Below are 17,671 nucleotides of genomic sequence, written 5' to 3' on the forward strand. Positions count from 1 at the left end.
CGCCGATGGTACTGCGACCGGGAGGTCGTGGGAGAGTAGGACGCCGCCGGACATTCACACTGTTAAAGCCCACCCCCAACGGGGTGGGCTTTAACAATTCCCCAGGCAACCTTTCCCCGGCCCGGCCACGGCGCCACACGCAGTGGCGGCCGAGGTGGCTCGGCATGCCCTCACGCCGTTCCAGACGCTTGTATCTGACCCACACATCTCCTGCGCCGGCCCGCGGTCCCACACATCTCCTTGCGCCGGCCCACGGACCCGCACACCTCCACGCGCGGCACGCGGGCCGCAGGGCGAACGGACCTACCAGCGTTCTTGCCTGGACGGTTGCTAGCCAGCGGCCGGTCACAGGCCTGGAGACCGCTCATCGCCGCCCAGAACCGGCAAGCGCTCGCATCCGTGTGCACAGCACTCCATGCGTCTCACCGTCGACGGACCCGGCTTGGTCCTGTCAGGCCCGAGCACCTACGTGGCAGCGCTCGTCCTGGCCCGCACATCTTCACCACCGGCCACCGTCGTGCCGGAGCACGTCTACGTCGGCGTAGCTCCGGTCCGGCTGAGGCTCAGGTAACCCCACTCGGTGTGAGCGGGGCTGTTCGTTGTGTGGGTGGTGGGTTCCGCCTGGGGTGCGTGAGCACCTGGATGTCTTGGGGCGGGGCTTGCGGCGGTACCTTAGTCCTTTGTCCGTGTGCTGCAGATGGCTGCAGCACAGCTGCTCGATCGAGCTACAGCATCTTAGGAGTCAACGTGGCGACGCCACCTCGCAATCCTCGCTCCGGTTCCGGGGACCGTCGCGGTTCCTCCGGAGGCGGCGGCCGTTCCGGTCGCGACGGTGGAGGGCGCTCGGGCTCCGGTGGCTCAAGCTTCGGTGGAGACCGGTCGGGCTCCAGCGGACGTTCCGGGTTCGGCGGCGGACGGTCCGGCTCGAGTACGGGCGGCTCCGGCGGCGGAGGGCGCTCTGGAGGTGCCGGCGGCCGCGCGGGTTCTGGCGGCGGTCGGGCGTCTGGTGGGCCTCGCGGTGCGTCCAGCCGGGGTGACAGCCCGCGGACGGGTGCGCCGCGGAGTGGTGGTGCGCGCTCCGGTGGGTCGTACCGTGACGATCGCGACGACAACCGGCGTGGCTTCGCCGGTTCCGGTCGGGACGACAAGTCCGGTCGGGATCCGTTTGGCGGTCAGATGTCCCGTGGAGACCGCGACGATCGCGGCGGACGTGGGGCCGGCCGTGACGACCGTCCCGGCGGCTACCGACGTACCGACAGCCGTGACGACCGCTCAGGCGGCAACCGCGGAGACTCCCGGCGCGACGACCGCGCGGGCTCTAGCGGCGGCTACCGGCGTGATGACCGGGCTGGCCGTGATGACCGGGGCGGTCGCGACGACCGCGCGGGCTCCGGCGGCGGTTACCGGCGTGACGACCGCGCTGGCCGTGATGACCGCGGTGGTCGCGACGACCGCGCGGGCTCCGGTGGCGGCTATCGGCGCGACGAGCGCGGTGGACGTGACGACCGCGCCAGTTCAAGCGGTGGTTACCGCCGCGATGAGCGCGGTGGCCGTGACGACCGCACGGGTTCGGGCGGTGGTTACCGGCGTGATGACCGGGGTGGGCGTGACGATCGCGCGGGCTCCGGTGGTGGTTTCCGGCGGGACGATCGCGGTGGGCGTGATGACCGTGCGGGTTCGGGCGGTGGCTATCGGCGTGATGAGCGTGGCGGTCGGGATGAGCGGCAGCGGGATGAGCGGTCGGGCGGGCGTGGTGAGCGGCGGGACGGGTTCCGTGCGGACCGGGGTTCGGCGCCGGGGCGTGGGGAGCGCGGGGCGTTTCGGCGGGACGAGCGCGGTGCTGACTCGCGTGGCGGTGATCGGTCCGGCCCGCGGCGGGATGAGCGGGGCGGTCGGGACGAGCGTGCTGGTGGGCGCGGAGGATTCCGCCGAGATGATCGGGGCGGGGCTCGGCGGGTAGACCGCGACGAGGAGAAGGCCGGGCCGCGTCGGGATGACCCGGCGATTCCGGAAGGGATCACCGGGGCCGAGCTGGACCGGTCGGTGAAGGCCGAGCTGCGGTCGTTGCCGCGCGGGCTGGCGGACCTGGTCGCACAGCACCTGGTCGCGTCGGGTCGGTTCCTCGACGACGAGCCGGAGCGGGCGTACCTGCACGCCCGGACGGCGCGCCGGTTGGCTGCGCGACTTGGCGGCGTACGGGAGGCTGTGGCGATCACGGCGTACCTGGCCGAGCACTACGACGAGGCGCTAACAGAGTTCCGGGCAGTACGGCGGATGACCGGGAACCACGAGGTGCTCGCGATGATGGCCGACTGCGAGCGGGCGCTCGGGCGGCCCGAGAAGGCGCTGACGCTGGCGCAGGACAAGCACGTCCGCGACCTGTCGGAGGCGACGCAGGTCGAGCTGCTGATCGTCGCGGCCGGGGCACGGCGCGACATGGGGCAGACGGCGGCTGCGATTCAGACGCTCGAGGTGCCGGAGCTGACCAAGCGCACCCGCGCCGAGTGGTTGCCGCGGCTGCGATACGCGTACGCCGACGCCCTCGAGGAAGCCGGTCGTAAGGACGACGCGCTGATCTGGTTCCACCGCGCCGCCGGTGCCGACGGCGACGGCTCCACCGGAGCCGCCGAACGCGCCGCCGAACTCGAAGGCCTCGAGTTCACCGACCTCGACGAAGACGACTACGACGAGGACGACGAGCCGTACGACGCCCAGCCCGGCGACCAACTCGACGAGGTGTACGACGACCAAGTCGGCGACTCGAACGACGCCGACCTCGACGACGAGGCAGTCACCGCGGAGCTCGAGGACGCGGCGGACGCTGCGAACCTCGAGGACAAGGCTGAGACCGCGGACCTCGCGGACGCCGCGGAGCTCGAGGACGAGGCGGATGCTGCGGAGGTCGACGACGCGGAGACCGACGACGAGGCTGCGGAGCTCGAGGACGACGAGGAGCCTGCGGAACTCAAGGGTGACGTGGACGACTTGATTGTTGACGACGCGCTGGACGGCGAGGTCGAGCCGCCCGCCGCTAAGCCGGAGGACTGACAGCCGGTACGCGCTTGGCACGATCCGCCGGCGGAAGCGGCCCCGGCGGATGACGTGTGCGCGGGTGCATCTCAGGCGACCGGCGGGTTGTGGTGGCGCGTTCCCGCGGCTTGGCGCCGTGACAGCGGGGCGGGCTTGTGGTGCGCCCACTGCGGTCCTTGGGGTGGCTGAGCCGTGCCAGTGGCTGGTGCGTGCGCAGGTGCGTGGCCAGGTGGCTGGCGGGGTGGTCTGGGGGTGGACTCGGGCAGGCCGTGCGTGTGTTGCTGGTGTGGCCGCTCCGGACCGCGTACGCGATGGCCGCCGTACTAGCGGCTAACGGTGTGCAGGAGCCGCTGTACGCGCGCTGACGGGGTGTGCGGGGTGGTGGCGCGCGGGTGGGGGCGGTGTTCATTTGTTGCGGGGAGAATGGGGCGATGGTGGAGAGCTTGGGTTGGAGTGGGGCGTTGTCGGCGGAGGCTCCTGTTGGGGTGTTGGTGGTCAACGCGCTGACGAGGGGGACCAGCCGGCTCCAGGGCGCCGTTCTCATGGTCGAGAAGGCTGAGGATGACGCGATCCACCAGGTGCGGGTGTCGTGCCGGCGGTTGCGGAGTGATCTGAAGCTGTTCCGGAAGCTCCTGGCGGGGGACTGGGCGCAGGACCTTCGGACTGACCTTGCCGCGCTGGCCGATGCCTGCGGAGAGGCTCGTGACCTCGAGGTGATCGCCGCGCTCGTGCGGGAGACCGCCAACAGCGAGGACGACCAGGAGCACGTCGAGACCATCCTCACGACGCTCACGGTCGGACTGGACCGGGCAGCTGCTCGATCGGCAGAGGTAGTGACTGGCGAGAGTACGGCGGCGCTCATCCAGACGCTGGAAGCAGTTGCTGCGTCCCCGCTCCTCAAACCGAAGGCCAAGAAGCCCTGTGGCGAGGTGCTGCCGCAGCTGCTGGACGCGGCTAACCGCACGTTCACTCAGCAGGCTGACAAGCTCAAGCCGTGGACCGTCGACGACGACTGGCACGAGGTACGGCTGCTGGCCAAGCGAGTCCGGTACGCCGCCGACACCAGTGCCGCCGTACTCGGGGATGAGGCCAAGGAGACTGCCAGCCACGCCGCCAAGTACCAGGAGCTACTCGGCCAGCATCAGGACCACTGTGCCGCCGCGGACGCGCTGACCGCGATGGCCAGGGAAGCGGCTGCGCAGGACGACCCAGAGCTGTCGTTCACTCTCGGACGGCTCACTGAGCGCCACCGCGCTGCCCGCAAGCCCCTGCGCGAGGAGTTCCTCAGCCTGTACCACCGGCCCTAGCCGCTCAGAGCGTCCGGAACAACAGCCCCACCCGCGGCTTGGGGCCGAACGATGTGGCCTTCTGCGGCAGTACGACGCCCTGCACGGCTGAACGCAGTACCTGGTCCATCCGGGGCGCGGCAAGCTCCACAACAGCCTGCTGAGGTCCAGCCAGGGCCAGTGCGTCGGCCAGCGCGTGGTGGAAGGTGATCTCCACCTCTACAACGCCCCACGCCGGCAGCAGCACGTCATGCAGCAGTGAGACCGTCGGAGCCTCTTGACCGCGGGTAGAGCGCAGTGTCACCCAGTCGGTCCCGTCAGTCACCGCGATCCGGTCCGGTACGTGGTGTACCCGACCCGGCAGCACCTGCCAGCCTTCCGGCGTACGGGAGGAGACAGTGGCCAAGTCCAGTCCCGGTATGACGCGGTGGATCGGGTCCAGCGTGAGTGGGTGGCGGTTGTAGTCGACCAGCATCGCCAGACCGACCCCACTGCCCGATCGACCGGATTCGCGCCGTTGTCGCTCCAAGTAGGCGGCGTACCGGTGGTGCCCGTCCGCGATCAGCGCCTGGTGGTTGGCCAGCTCGGCAGCGATCATCGCCAGCGTCGAAGGGTCGTCGACCCGCCAGATGCGGTGGTGCGCCCCGTTGTACGTGTCAGCCACGACCCACGGCTCACCTGCACGTGCGTTGTCGACGACATCGCTGGCCGCTCCACCATCGCCGTACGCGAGCAGGATGGGCTCCAGGTCGGCGTCGGTCGCCTCCATCAATTCGAGCCGGTCGTCGACCCAGTGCGGCATCACGTCCTCGTGCGGCAGCACCACTTGCCGGGCCGGGTCCAGGCCGAGTAGGCCGACCAGTCCGCACAGTACGGCGTTGCCCAGTTGCTGCTCGTAGACGTACAGCGCTGGCCGCTCGTCCTGGATCACCACACCGGCCCGTTGCCACTCCGCGAGTCGCCGGGCTGGTTCGTCGTACCGGCTGGGACCGAGCTCCGGATCGCGTGGAAGGATGAGCCTCACCATGTTGTGCAGATCAGAGTCAGTCAGCCGCCGGACGATGGCGGGTTCCAGTACGTCGTACGGCGGAGACGTGACGGCGCCGAGCGCGCTCACCTTGCCGGCCACGAACCGCCAGGCGCGCAACGGTTCGAGCCGCAACACGCTCCCGTTCGGTTCTGGCCCGCTTGCTGGCATGGGCGGCATCGTACGGGGGGAAGCATGAGCACGGCATCAACGACGCCCGCACCACTCTCGGCGTGTGACGAACCGCTCGCCAGCCGGTACGACGTCGCGCTGCTCGACCTCGACGGGGTCGTGTACGTGGGTCCGGACCCGGTGCCGGATGCGCCGGAGAACCTGCGCAAGGCGGCCAAGGAGGGCCTGCGGATCGGCTACATCACCAACAACGCGAGCCGGCCGGCGCGGATCGTCGCCGAGCACCTCGCGTCGTTCGGGCTCGATGTGACCGCCGACGACGTGGTGACCTCCGCGCAGGCGGCGGCGAAGCTGATCGCGAGCGAGTTCCCGAAGGGGTCGCCGGTGCTCGTGGTCGGCGGTGAAGGGCTGACGTCGGCGCTGGAGGAGTACGGGCTGAACCCAGTGCGGACCAGCGACGCGCACCCGGTGGCCGTCGTCCAAGGGTTTCACCCGGACGTGAACTGGGTGATGCTCGCGGACGGCGCGCACGCGATCAACGAGGGCGCGAAGTGGTACGCGACCAACCTGGACCTGACGATCCCGACAGCTGCGGGTATGGCACCGGGGAATGGCACGCTGGTGCAGGCGATCCGGGCCGCCGTCGAGGTGGATCCGATCGTGGCCGGGAAGCCGGAACGGCCGCTGCTGGAGACGAGTATCGAGCGGCTCAACGCCGAACGGCCGTTGATGATCGGCGACCGGCTGGACTCCGACATCGAAGGTGCGAACGCGGTCGGGATCGCGAGTCTCTGGGTGGCGACCGGCGTACACGACGCGCACGATCTCGCGCGGGCACCGAAGAACCAGCGGCCGACGTACATCGCGGCCGACCTGGGGGCGCTGGCGGAGAAGCAGCCGGGCGTGACGGTCGAGGGCTCGCGGCACACGTGTGAGGGGTGGACCGCGGAGGTCGCCAACAACGCGGTGAGCGTGAAGGGCGAGGGATCGTCGTACGACGGTCTGCGCGCGATCCTTTCCGCGGTGTGGGCCGCGGTCGACGCTCCGGTCAAGCCGACCGCGAAGACCGCCAAGAGCGCCGGCCGAGGCCGCCGCCCCCTCCCCAAGCCCGCCCCGACCCCCGGGTCCATCGCCATCGACGCCGCCCTCCACCGCATCGGCCTCGACACCTAAGGCGCTGCCCTCTCACGTCAGCGGTTGCCCACTCGGATCGGGGGTTGCCCCCTCGGATTCCGAACAGGCAACCCCCGAGCTCGGGGGATATCCACTCAGATCGGGGGTTGCCTCTTTCAGATGAGGGGGTTGCCTTCGCGGGTCGGGGTTGCCCACTGAGAATCTGAGTGGGCAACCCCCGAGCCGGGTGGATATCCCCTCGGGTGGTGGGTTCTCTGCTCGGACATGGATGGAGAACCCTGGGGGTGGAGGGTTATCCCCTCGAATGCGGGGTGGCCGGTCGGGCGGTCGGCGGGTGGGGTCGGAGTGTGGGCGGTGGGGGTGGGTGGTATTGCGGGGGCGAGGCGATACCGTTGCTGGAACGAAGCGAGGAGGCAGTCATGGTGATGGACGCACTGCGCGGCTACATACAACTGGCGAACGGGCTGACCGAGGTGACGAAGCAGCGGGCCGAGGCGGCGGCGAAGGCGTTGCTGCAGCAGACCGGTGCGGACAAGCTGACGTCCGGCGTGACCGCCAAGGTGAGCGACCTGGCCGACGAGATCGTTGCCACCAGCAAGAGCAACCGTCAACTGCTGCAGGCGATCGTGACGAACGAGGTCGAGGGCGCGGTCGCGCGGCTCGGGTTCGTCCGGTCCGAGGAGGTCGCTGCGCTGACCCGGCGGGTCCAGACGCTGGAGAGTGAGCTGGCCGAGGCGCGTGCCGCGACGGCTGCTCCGGCGGCTCCGGCTGGGGACGTGCTTGCGGAGGCGGCGCCGGCGAAGAAGGCTGCGGCGAAGAAGTCGGCTGCCAAGAAGGCTGCGAAGAAGGCGCCGGCGAAGAAGGTTGCCGCGAAGAACGCGCCGGCCAAGAAGACGGCGGCCAAGAAGACGGCTACGGCGAAGAAGGCTTGATGTGACCGAGCACCCTGGCGAGCAGTTCCCACCGGACGTCGACCCCGACGTCGAGCCGGGCTTCGATCCCTACCCGCCCGAGGAAACCCCCCAAGCCCCCGACTACGACACCGAACCCGCCCCCCAAACCGTCACCCCCGAACAACCACACGCCACAACCGCCGACCAACCGTACGGCGGAACCGCCGACGAGCCGGTGGCGGAAGAAGTCCGCACGTACGGCGGAAACACCGCTGAGCAGTCGTACGGGGGCGCCGCTGCCGACCAGTCGCATGGCCAAGCGTCCGGCGACTCGTACGACGGGGTCGCCGACGAGCCGGCGGTGGGGACGGAAGCCGTGCACACGTACGGCGGAGGTTCCACTGAGCAGTCGTACGACGTGGGCGCTGCTGAGCAGCCGGATGGCGAGGAAGCCGGTCGGGTTGCTGGTGAGGCGTATGGCGAAGGTGCGGAAGAGGTAGACACCGAGGCGGTGTTTGAGGCGTCGTTGGGGGAGGTGTCTGCGGCCGAGGGGGAGGCCGAGGTGGACACCGACGCAGGTGGGGAGTTGGTGGGTGGGCATGTGGATCCGGCTGAGGTGGAGTTTGGGCCGGAGTTTGCTCGGGCGCCGGGGGAGGAGCATGAGCATTCCTTTGTGGCCGAGTCTGCTGCGGCTGAGCCTGGCGTGGGCGAGCAGGAGGTGGCTGACGAAAGCGGCTCCGAGGACTCGGTGAACGACTCCGGCGATGATGACCCGACCGCGGACGCCGTACCCGGGTTCGCGGCGGCGGAGGTGCCTGACGAGGAGCGGGCTCATCCGTTGGTGGAGGAGACTATGGGGCGGTTGGATGAGTTGCGGGATCGGCCGGTGGGGGAGCATGTGGAGGTTTACGCCGATCTGCATGAGCGATTGCAGAGTGCTTTGGTGGAGGCGGACGCCGATCCCGGTGACCGGGGTTAGACGGAAGTTCTGAGTGGCCAAGGGAGTCAAGCGGTCGCGGCTCGACGCCGAGCTGGTACGACGGGGCCTGGCCAGGTCCCGTGAGCACGCGAGCGAGCTGATCGCCGCCGGCAAGGTGAAGGTCTCGGGCACGGTCGCCAGCAAGCCCGCGACCGGTGTCGGCATCGACGCGGCGATCGTCGTCGACGTCTCCGAGACGGACGATCCCGGGTATGCGAGTCGCGGTGCGCACAAGTTGATCGGGGCCCTCGAGGCGTTCCCCGGCGTCCAGGTCAAGGGACGCCAGGCGTTGGACGCGGGTGCGTCGACCGGCGGGTTCACCGACGTACTGCTGCGCAACGAAGCGGCCCATGTGATCGCGGTCGATGTCGGGTACGGCCAGTTGGTGTGGTCGTTGCAGACCGACGAACGTGTCACGGTGATGGACCGGACCAACGTCCGTACGCTCACCCTCGAGGACATCGGCGGTGAACCGGTTGATCTCGTCGTCTCCGACCTCAGCTTCATCTCGCTCACGCTCGTCCTTACGGCGCTGATCGGGGTGGTGAAACCCGACGGCGATCTGGTGCTGATGGTCAAACCGCAGTTCGAGGTCGGCAAGGAGCGGCTCGGCAAGGGCGGCGTCGTCCGCGATCCGGAGCTGCGCGCCGACGCGGTGCGGGGAGTGGCGGCCAAGGCGGCCGAGCTGGGCTGGGGTGTGGAGGGTGTCGCCGCGAGCCCGTTGCCTGGTCCGTCAGGAAATGTCGAATACTTCCTGTGGATACGCCGATCAGCACCGCCTCTCGATGAGACGATGCTCCAGACCGCCATCGAGAGCGGTCCCCAGTGAGAGGCGGGGTCTGACGTGGGTGAGCACGAGCCGCGGCGCGTGCTGCTGGTGACGCACACCGGGCGGGAGCAGGCGGTCGAGGTGGCGCGCGACGCGCACCGGCTGCTGACCGACGCCGGGATGCAGGTCCGGTTGCTCGCCGACGAGGCCGAGGCGCTGAAGCTCGATCCCGTGGAGCTCGTCGACGATCACGAGAAGGCGGCGCTGGATGTCGAGCTGATCATGGTGCTCGGCGGCGACGGCTCGATCCTGCGCGGTGCCGAGCTGGCCCGTCCGCACGGTACGCCGGTGCTCGGGGTGAACCTCGGTCACGTCGGGTTCCTGGCCGAGGCCGAGGTGGACGACCTGGAGCGGATCGTCCAGGTGGTGGTCGATCGCAGTTACAAGGTCGAGGAGCGGATGACGCTCGCGGTCGACGTACGGCTGGACGGCGAGCTGATCTTCGACACCTGGGCGCTGAACGAGGCGAGTGTGGAGAAGGCGGCCCGCGAGCGGATGCTCGAGGTGATGGTCGAGGTGGACGACCGGCCGCTGTCCCGGTGGGGTTGTGACGGGGTCGTGGTGGCCACGCCGACGGGCAGTACGGCGTACTCGTTCTCGGCCGGTGGTCCGATCGTCTGGCCGGAGGTCGAGGCGATCCTGATGGTGCCGCTGAGCGCACATGCGTTGTTCTCCCGGCCGATCGTGGTGGCGCCGACGTCGCAGCTGTCGATCGAGCTGGTGCCGTCGTGGCACGGTCGCGGCGTGCTGTGGTGTGACGGCCGCCGGATGGTCGAGGTGCCGCCGGGTGCCGAGATCCAGGTCCGGCGCGGCAACCGGCCGGTCCGGCTGGCGCGGGCGCACGAGGCGCCGTTCACCGATCGGCTGGTGGCGAAGTTCGACCTCCCGGTGCTCGGCTGGCGCGGCGCCGCCGAGCGCAAAAGAAACGGCGACGCCAACCGCAACAACAACGGAAACGGTCAACGCAACCGACAACAGGAGACCTAGACATGCTCTCGGAGATCCGCATCACCGGGTTGGGCGTGATCGAGGACGCGACGCTGGACCTCGATCCGGGGTTCACCGCGGTCACCGGCGAGACCGGTGCCGGTAAGACGATGGTCGTGACCGGTGTGAACATGCTGCTCGGCGGCCGCGCCGACAGCGGCCTGGTCCGCCACGGCACCCGTCGGGCCCGGGTCGAGGGCCGTGCCAGCGCCGTACCGAAGGCGATCGTGCAACAGGCCGAGGACCGCGGCGGCGAGCTGGACGACGACGAGCTGCTGATCGCGCGCGAGCTCTCCTCCGAGGGCCGCTCTCGCGCGTTCCTCGGCGGCGCGTCCGTTCCGGTGTCCGTGCTGGCCGAGGTGTCCGGCGACCTGGTCGCGATCCACGGCCAAGCCGAACAGTGGCGACTCCTTCAACCGTCGCGACAGCGCGAGACCCTCGACACCTTCGCCGGGAAGCCGGTGCTCGTCCCGCTGCAGGAGTACGTCGCCGCCTACAAGCGGCACCGTGAGGTCGAAGCCGAGCTGACCGAGCTGACCACCCGTCAGCGCGATCGCCTCGCCGAGGCGGATCTGCTCCGGTTCGGGCTCGACGAGGTCGCGAAGGCCGAGCCGCTACCGGGCGAGGACGCCGAGCTGGCCGCCGAGGAGGACCGCCTCGCGTACGCCGACGGTCTGCGTACGGCGGCCACCACGGCAGCCGACGCGCTGACCGCGGAGGATCTGGATTCCACCAGGCCCAACGACGTACTCGGGCTGCTCTCGCTCGCCAAGCAGGTCTTGGATGCCGAGCGCCAGCATGACCCCAAGCTGGCCGAGCTCGCGGATCGAGCCGGTGAGCTCGGGTACCTCGCCGCCGATCTGGCCGGCGAGCTTTCGTCGTACGCCGCTGACGTCGACACCGACCCGGCACGCCTAGCCGTCGTGAGCGAACGGCGGTCGCTGCTGACCGGCCTCGTCCGCAAGTACGGCGCTGAAGAGGGCACCGTGGACGAGGTGCTCGACTGGGTGAAGCGGTCGGCGGATCGGCTGGCCGAGCTGGACGGAAGTGACGAGCGGGTCGAGCACCTGACCGCCGAGCTGGCCGAGCTGGACGCGAAACTCGCCGATCTTGGAAAGCAGATCCGGGCGGCGCGCCAGGAGGCAGCAGAGCGACTGAGTGTCGCCGTGTCGGAAGAGCTGACCGGTCTGGCGATGCCGCACGCGAAGTTGTCGATCGAGGTGCACGAGACCACGGCCGGCCCGTTCGGAATCGACGAGATCGAGTTCTGCTTCGCGGCGAACCCGGGCAGCCCGGCACGCCCGCTGCAGAAGGCGGCGTCCGGCGGTGAGCTCTCCCGGGTGATGCTCGCGCTCGAGGTGATCCTGTCCGACACACATCCGGTGCCGACGCTGGTGTTCGACGAGATCGACGCCGGGATCGGCGGCCGGGCCGCGGTCGAGGTGGGCAAGCGGCTGGCCCGGCTGGCCGAGAAGACCCAGGTGATCGTGGTGACGCACCTGCCCCAGGTGGCCGCGTTCGCGGACCGTCACGCCGTCGTACTGAAGAGCGACGACGGATCCGTCACCACCAGCGGCCTGGTCGCGCTCGACGACGACGCGCGGTTGAAGGAGCTGTCCCGGATGATGGCCGGCCTGGAGAACTCCGATGCCGCCCAGGCCCATGCCGAGGAGTTGCTCGCGCTCGCCGCGGAGCGTCACAAACCACGCAGGAAGGGTCGTTCGAAAGGATGATTTGACGCACAGTGACTGTGGTTTCTGTGCGTGAACAAGACCCCCGCCGGGTAAATGAACCGGGAGAGGGCTCTTGACATGGCAGGATGAGAGCGCGATGAAACTGCCCAGCCTGCGAAGAGCACGTCCCACTGAACTGCCCGGCATCGCCGGCGTGGTCCGGCTCGATCGCCGTACCAAGAACCTCACCAAGCGGCTGAAACCGGGCGAGATCGCGGTCATCGACCATGTCGACCTGGACCGGGTCAGCGCCGAGGCGCTGGTCGACTGCCGGGTCGCCGCGGTGGTGAACGTGGCCGACTCGATCAGCGGCCGCTACCCGAACCTCGGTCCGGAGATCCTCGTCGAGGCGGGCATCCCGCTGGTCGACGGGGTCGGCCGCGAGGTGTTCTCGATCCTGCACGAGGGCGAGCGGGTCCGGCTGAACGAGGGCTCGTTGTACCGGGGCGAGGAGGTCGTCGCCAAGGGCGTCACGCAGGACAGCACGACCGTCGCTGAGCTGATGGACGACGCGCGGTCCGGCCTGTCCACCCAGCTGGAGGCGTTCACCGCCAACACGCTGGAGTACCTGCGCCGCGAACGCGATCTGCTTCTCGACGGTGTCGGCGTACCGGACATCCACACGCCGATGGAAGGCAAGCACGTCCTGATCGTGGTCCGCGGGTACGACTACCGCGAGGACCTGGTCGCGTTGCGGTCGTACATCCGCGAGTACCGGCCGGTGCTGATCGGTGTCGACGGCGGCGCGGACGCACTGGTGGAGAACGGCTACGTCCCGGACCTGATCGTCGGTGACATGGACTCGGTCAAGGACGAGACGCTGAAGAGCGGCGCCGAGGTGGTCGTGCACGCGTACCGTGACGGCCGCGCGCCGGGCTCGGAGCGGTTGGAGCGGCTCGGCGTGGAGTCGATCGAGTTCCCGGCCGCCGGCACCAGCGAGGACGTCGCGATGCTGCTGGCCGACTCCAAGGGTGCCTCGCTGATCGTCGCGGTCGGCACTCACAACTCGCTGGTCGAGTTTCTCGACAAGGGGCGCGCCGGGATGGCGAGCACCTTCATCACCCGCTTGCGCGTCGGTGCCAAGCTGGTGGACGCCAAGGGTGTCGGCCGGCTGTACCGCAGCCGGGTGTCGACGCTCCAGGTGGTCGCGCTGGCCGCGGCCGGCCTGTTCGCACTCGGCATGGCGTTGGTCGCGATCGGCGCCGACGACGTGCTCTGGTCGATCCTGCGGGCGCGCTGGAGCGACTTCGTCTACTGGATCCGGGAGCTGTTCACGTGATCGACTTTCGCTACCACATCGTCTCGATCGTGGCGATCTTCTTCGCCCTGGGCGCCGGTGTGGTGCTGGGCGCCGGCCCGCTGAAGGGCACTGGCAGCGAGCTCGTCGCGAGTCAGGCCGAGCGGGACCGGCAGCAGCTCGCCGAGACCCGGGACCAGCTGACCGACGCGAAGACGCTGGACAAGTACCGCGACGACTACGTCGCCAAGGTCACCGCCGGGCTGACCAACGGCAAGCTGACCGGTAAGAAGATCGTCGTCGTCACCATGCCGGGCGCCGACGGCGACCTGGCCAACACGCTGACCGAGGAGCTGCAGACGGCCGGCGGCCAGGTCACCACCCGGGTCGCGCTGGACAGCAAGTTGTTCGACGCCGGTCAGCGCCAGCTGGTCGAGCAGCTCGTCAACGAGCTCGTCATCGCCGACATCGACATCCCCGCCGACAGTACGACGTACCAGCGGGCCGGACTGATCCTGGCCCGCGGACTCGCGGCCAAGGAAGAGGGCAAGACCGCCGACGGCGAGTCGACCAAGATCCTCAGCGGTCTGGCCGGGTCGAAGCTGCTGGCGCTCAAGCCGTCGCAGATCAAGGACCGGGCCAGCCTGATCCTGGTGGTGGCCGCGAAGCCCCCGACCCCGGTGCCGGACAACTCGTCGTACAGCGACTCGGTGGACTTCATCGAGGGCCTGGACCAAGGCAGCGGCGGGGTCGTGGTGGCGGGTACGCCGGTGACGGCGAAGGACGGCGGTCTGCTCAAGGCATTGCGGAGTGACTCCGACGCGACCAAGATCGTTTCCTCGGTGGACGTGGCCGACATACCCGCCGGGCAGGCGACGGTCGTCTTCTCGCTGGCCGAGCAGGCGAGCGGCAAGGCGGGGCAGTACGGCGCGGTCGACGCGAAGAACGGCGTAGCGCCGTCGGACGTACAGACTAAGGACAACTGACGTGGGAATTCTGAGCGCTGCCGTCGCGGCAGCCGCTACCGCCGCGCTCGAACGGGCCGCGGCGAAACTGCCCAAGGAGAACCGAGAGCCGTTCGAGCGGACGAACCACCGGGGCGAGCCGGTCACCCTGCTCGAAGGCCCGGTCGCCGTGCTCGGCGCGCTCGCCGGTGTCGCGGCCTCGCCATCAACGCCGGGCAAGGTGAAGGCCGCCGCGCTGCTCGCCGGCTCGGTGTCCGGAGCGGTCGGCGCGTACGACGACCTGCGCGGAACCACGCAGGCGAAGGGATTCCGGGGTCACCTCAGCGCGCTGAAGCGGGGCGAGGTGACGAGCGGAGCGGTGAAGATCCTCGGTGTCGGCGCCGCCGGTCTCGCGGCCGCCGCGCTGTTGCCGCGGAAGTCCTCCGGGGTCAAGGCACTGGCCGGGGTCGTTGCCGACGGCGCCTTGATCGCGGGTACGGCGAACCTCACCAACCTGCTCGATCTACGGCCCGGCCGTGCGCTGAAGGCGGTCACCGCGGTGAACGCTCCGCTGGCCGTCGTAAACGGTCCGGCCGGTGCGGTTGTCGGTGCGGCCGCGGCCGCGGCGCCGTCCGACCTCGGCGAGCGGTCGATGCTGGGCGACTGTGGTGCCAACGGTCTGGGTGCGATCACCGGTACGGCGCTGGCCGCGTCGTTGCCGCGTCCGCTCAAGGTGCTGGCGCTCGGTGCGGTCGTCGCGTTGAACCTGGCCAGCGAGAAGGTCAGCTTCACCAAGGTGATCGCCGAGAACCCGGTGCTGGACAAGATCGACCAGTGGGGCCGTAGGCCGAGGTGAGCCGGCTCGCCCGGGCCGCACTTCTGGTCGCCGCGGTCACAGTATTGGCCCGGGTGGTCGGATTCGGCCGGTGGCTGGTCTTCTCGAAGACTGTCGGTGCGGGCTGTCTCGCGGAGGCCTACGCGACGGCGAACCAACTGCCCAACATCCTCTTCGAGGTCGTCGCCGGTGGGGCGCTGGCGGGCGCGGTCATCCCGGTGCTCGCCGGCCCGGTGGCTCGCGGCGACCGGGCCGCCCAGGGGCGCATCATCGGTGCGCTGCTGACGTGGTCCTTCGTGCTGTTGGCGCCGTTCGCCTTGCTGGCTTGGGTTCTCGCGTCCACCTACTCGGACGCGATGCTCGATCCGGGAGCTGAGTGCAGCGGTTCGGTTGCGACGGCGACGCGGATGCTGGCGATCTTCGTGCCGCAGGTGTTCGGCTATGCGATTGCTGTGATCGCTACCGCCGTACTGCAGTCACACAAGCGGTTCGCGGCGGGTGCGCTGGCGCCGCTCATCTCCAGTCTCGTTGTCGTGGGCACCTATCTGGCGTTCGCGGCCGCCGCCCCCGATGCCGATGCGGCGTCGCGGGGAGCGGCCGATCTGCTGGCCTGGGGTACGACGGCCGGCGTTGCCGCGCTGGCGCTCACGGTGTTGGTTCCCATGCTGTTGCTGCGCCTCCCGATCAAGCCGACGCTGCGACTCGACCCGGCCGTCGCTCCAGTACTGCGAAAGCTCGCACTGGCCGGTCTCGCCGTACTGATCGCACAACAGCTCACCTTCGTCGTCACGACGTACCTGGCCAACCACAGGGGCGTTGCGGGCAGCATCGCCGTCTACACGTGGGCCAACGCGGTCTATCTGCTGCCGTACGCCGTACTGGCCGTGCCGATCACCACAGCGGTGTTCCCACGACTCGCTGCGGCGTTTGAGGCTGGTGAGCGCTTCGACTACTACGCAGCCGCGTCGGCCAGGGCAGTGATGCTGGCCGGTGGTGCTGGAGCCGCGTTGCTGGTTGGCACTGCGGTTCCGGTCGCACGGATCTTCGCGTACGACGATGGCGCGGTGCAGGAGGCCAAGGCGACGTCACTGGGCAACGGCCTCATCGCCTTCGCTCCAGCTGCTATTGGTTTCGCTGTGTTGATGCACCTCGGCCGAGTCCTCTACGCGAGGCACGCGGGCCGTCAGGTCGCTGTGGTGACGTCTGCGGCCTGGGTGGTAGTGGCGATCGCCGGTGTGGTGCTGACTGCTGAATGGGATGCAGTCCCGGCGCTGGCGGCGGCGATGTCGATCGGCATGGTCCTAGGTGCTGTAACGCTCCTGCTCGTCCTTCGTCGTGAGGCTGGGCCGGCTGTGCTCGCCGGAGTCCCGCGAGCGCATCTCACCGCTCTGGTAGGAGCCGCGCTCGCAGGTGCAGCCGGCTGGGTGGTCGCCCTGCCTGCTGGCAACGCCGGAGTGGGGAGTGCACTGGTGTTCTCGGTGCTGTCCGGCCTGACCGTTGTCGTCGTTTACGCCGCCGTCGCCGTGGTACTGGACCGCGCGGACGTCCGCGCACTCAGACGTCGGGGACTTGTAGAGGAGACGCAATGAAGATCGGCCTGCTGCTCGCGGAGTCGAGAGGCGGGATCGGGCAACATGTCGCCTCCCTGGTGCCGCGGTTCCTGAGTGCCGGCCACGAGGTGGTCGTGTGTGCACCACCTGGTACGGCGGAGCACTTCGACTTCGGCGCTGCGACAGTCGTGACGCAGGCAACGGCGTTGCGCGGATCCGATGTGGTCCACGCCCACGGCTACCGCGCCGGGATGGCCGCGCTGAAGGACAGGTCACGGCTTCGGCCGCTGGTCGTCACGTGGCACAACGCAGTGATCGCTCCCGGGCCACGTGGGCTCGTCATGCGGCTGGGTCAGCGGCTGGTCGCCAGGGGAGCGGACCTGACTCTAGGAGCCTCTAGCGACCTCGTGGACCTGGCCAAGAGCCTGGGCGCACGGCAGGCCCGGCTGGCCCCGGTAGCGGCTCCCGCCATGCCAGAGGTCCGCACACCCCGCCACGAGGTACGGCGCGAGCTCGGCGTCGGTGAAGGCCCGCTGGTGCTGACCGTGGGCCGGCTAGCACCCCAGAAGGACTACCCGACGCTACTGTCCGTGGCGGCGTCGGTGCGGGAGTCTAACCCGGACGTGGTCTTCGCGATCGTCGGAGACGGTCCACTGCGTGAGAGCCTCCAGACGCGGATCGACGCGGAAGAGCTCCCGGTACGCCTACTCGGTCACCGGAACGACGTGGCGGACCTCCTGGGCGCGGCTGACGTGTTCCTGCTGACCTCTCACTGGGAGGCGCGGGCTCTGGTCATCCAGGAGGCTCTCCAGGTCGGCGTACCCGTGGTGGCGACGGCGGTCGGCGGCGTACCGGAGCTGGTCGAGGACAGCGCCGTACTGGCGTTTCCCGGGGATGCCGACGGGCTGGCCGACGGGGTCCGGGCGGTGCTCGCGGAGCCGGAGACGGCGAACGCTATGCGGACGCGCGGCCGGGAGTTGGCCGCCAGATGGCCGGACGAGGACGCGGTGGCGAAGAATCTGCTCGACATCTATGCGGGTCTCGTCGCGACCACTGCTTGACAACAGGTAGGCTG

The 17,671-nt window shown here is 69.6% G+C and carries 15 protein-coding genes; 14 read left to right on the plus strand and 1 reads right to left on the minus strand.

Going from position 1 to position 17,671, the window contains the following annotated elements:
* The first annotated feature begins 1,093 nt into the window (after positions 1 to 1,093).
* The 3 genes from V9K99_RS37360 (at position 1,094) to V9K99_RS37370 (ending at position 4,337) form a co-directional block, all read left to right on the plus strand.
* Complete coding sequence (locus V9K99_RS37360; RefSeq protein WP_337009881.1) at positions 1,094 to 1,960, plus strand: hypothetical protein; 867 nt, start codon at positions 1,094 to 1,096, stop codon at positions 1,958 to 1,960.
* Between the two features lie 83 nt (positions 1,961 to 2,043).
* Positions 2,044 to 3,048: a hypothetical protein gene (locus tag V9K99_RS37365; RefSeq protein WP_337009883.1), complete on the plus strand. Its 1,005-nt coding sequence runs from the start codon at positions 2,044 to 2,046 to the stop codon at positions 3,046 to 3,048.
* 413 nt (positions 3,049 to 3,461) lie between these two features.
* A complete protein-coding gene (locus V9K99_RS37370; RefSeq protein ID WP_337009885.1) occupies positions 3,462 to 4,337 on the plus strand; it encodes a CHAD domain-containing protein in 876 nt (291 codons plus the stop codon).
* Positions 4,338 to 4,341: 4 nt separating this feature from the next.
* On the opposite strand, the gene V9K99_RS37375 is transcribed toward V9K99_RS37370, so the two are convergent.
* Positions 4,342 to 5,514, minus strand: coding sequence for a DUF1015 domain-containing protein (locus V9K99_RS37375; protein ID WP_337009887.1), 1,173 nt, complete (start codon positions 5,512 to 5,514; stop codon positions 4,342 to 4,344).
* 24 nt (positions 5,515 to 5,538) lie between these two features.
* Between V9K99_RS37375 and V9K99_RS37380 the strand changes: the two genes are divergently transcribed.
* The 11 genes from V9K99_RS37380 (at position 5,539) to V9K99_RS37430 (ending at position 17,657) form a co-directional block, all read left to right on the plus strand.
* Positions 5,539 to 6,648, plus strand: coding sequence for an HAD-IIA family hydrolase (locus V9K99_RS37380; protein ID WP_337009889.1), 1,110 nt, complete (start codon positions 5,539 to 5,541; stop codon positions 6,646 to 6,648).
* A gap of 380 nt (positions 6,649 to 7,028) precedes the next feature.
* Positions 7,029 to 7,541 carry a phasin family protein gene (locus V9K99_RS37385; protein WP_337009891.1) on the plus strand — a complete coding sequence of 171 codons (513 nt, stop codon included), beginning with the start codon at positions 7,029 to 7,031 and terminating at the stop codon, positions 7,539 to 7,541.
* A 1-nt stretch (position 7,542) separates the two neighbouring features.
* The gene (locus V9K99_RS37390) at positions 7,543 to 8,481 is read left to right on the plus strand and encodes a hypothetical protein (RefSeq protein ID WP_337009893.1); all 939 of its coding nucleotides are present in this window, start codon (positions 7,543 to 7,545) and stop codon (positions 8,479 to 8,481) included.
* Between the two features lie 13 nt (positions 8,482 to 8,494).
* On the plus strand, positions 8,495 to 9,310 hold the full coding sequence (locus V9K99_RS37395; protein WP_337009895.1) for a TlyA family RNA methyltransferase: 816 nt from the start codon (positions 8,495 to 8,497) through the stop codon (positions 9,308 to 9,310).
* Positions 9,311 to 9,325: 15 nt separating this feature from the next.
* Positions 9,326 to 10,297, plus strand: a complete 972-nt coding sequence (locus tag V9K99_RS37400; protein WP_337009897.1) for an NAD kinase — start codon at positions 9,326 to 9,328, stop codon at positions 10,295 to 10,297.
* 2 nt (positions 10,298 to 10,299) lie between these two features.
* Positions 10,300 to 12,030, plus strand: coding sequence for a DNA repair protein RecN (recN, locus tag V9K99_RS37405; RefSeq protein WP_337009899.1), 1,731 nt, complete (start codon positions 10,300 to 10,302; stop codon positions 12,028 to 12,030).
* 97 nt (positions 12,031 to 12,127) lie between these two features.
* A complete protein-coding gene (gene steA / locus V9K99_RS37410) occupies positions 12,128 to 13,309 on the plus strand; it encodes a putative cytokinetic ring protein SteA (protein WP_337009901.1) in 1,182 nt (393 codons plus the stop codon).
* On the plus strand, positions 13,306 to 14,253 hold the full coding sequence (locus tag V9K99_RS37415) for a copper transporter (protein ID WP_337009903.1): 948 nt from the start codon (positions 13,306 to 13,308) through the stop codon (positions 14,251 to 14,253). Before steA ends, V9K99_RS37415 begins: the two co-directional genes overlap by 4 nt.
* 1 nt (position 14,254) lies before the next feature.
* The gene (locus V9K99_RS37420) at positions 14,255 to 15,067 is read left to right on the plus strand and encodes a hypothetical protein (protein ID WP_337009905.1); all 813 of its coding nucleotides are present in this window, start codon (positions 14,255 to 14,257) and stop codon (positions 15,065 to 15,067) included.
* Positions 15,064 to 16,635, plus strand: a complete 1,572-nt coding sequence (murJ, locus tag V9K99_RS37425) for a murein biosynthesis integral membrane protein MurJ (RefSeq protein ID WP_337009907.1) — start codon at positions 15,064 to 15,066, stop codon at positions 16,633 to 16,635. The genes V9K99_RS37420 and murJ overlap by 4 nt, the downstream gene beginning before the upstream one ends.
* Complete coding sequence (locus V9K99_RS37430) at positions 16,632 to 17,657, plus strand: glycosyltransferase family 4 protein (RefSeq protein ID WP_337009909.1); 1,026 nt, start codon at positions 16,632 to 16,634, stop codon at positions 17,655 to 17,657. Before murJ ends, V9K99_RS37430 begins: the two co-directional genes overlap by 4 nt.
* Positions 17,658 to 17,671 lie beyond the last annotated feature (14 nt).

The organism is Kribbella sp. CCNWLW201 (genome assembly GCF_037203805.1).
Classification (GTDB): domain Bacteria; phylum Actinomycetota; class Actinomycetes; order Propionibacteriales; family Kribbellaceae; genus Kribbella.

What these genes read in the sequence shown, in the direction of transcription:
- recN (WP_337009899.1), top strand. Translation starts at nt 10,300, where the DNA reads ATGCTCTCGGAGATCCGCATCACCGGGTTGGGCGTGATCGAGGACGCG.
- V9K99_RS37385 (WP_337009891.1), top strand. Translation starts at nt 7,029, where the DNA reads ATGGTGATGGACGCACTGCGCGGCTACATACAACTGGCGAACGGGCTG.
- V9K99_RS37430 (WP_337009909.1), top strand. Translation starts at nt 16,632, where the DNA reads ATGAAGATCGGCCTGCTGCTCGCGGAGTCGAGAGGCGGGATCGGGCAA.
- V9K99_RS37375 (WP_337009887.1), bottom strand. Translation starts at nt 5,514, where the DNA reads ATGCCAGCAAGCGGGCCAGAACCGAACGGGAGCGTGTTGCGGCTCGAA.
- steA (WP_337009901.1), top strand. Translation starts at nt 12,128, where the DNA reads ATGAAACTGCCCAGCCTGCGAAGAGCACGTCCCACTGAACTGCCCGGC.
- V9K99_RS37380 (WP_337009889.1), top strand. Translation starts at nt 5,539, where the DNA reads ATGAGCACGGCATCAACGACGCCCGCACCACTCTCGGCGTGTGACGAA.
- V9K99_RS37370 (WP_337009885.1), top strand. Translation starts at nt 3,462, where the DNA reads ATGGTGGAGAGCTTGGGTTGGAGTGGGGCGTTGTCGGCGGAGGCTCCT.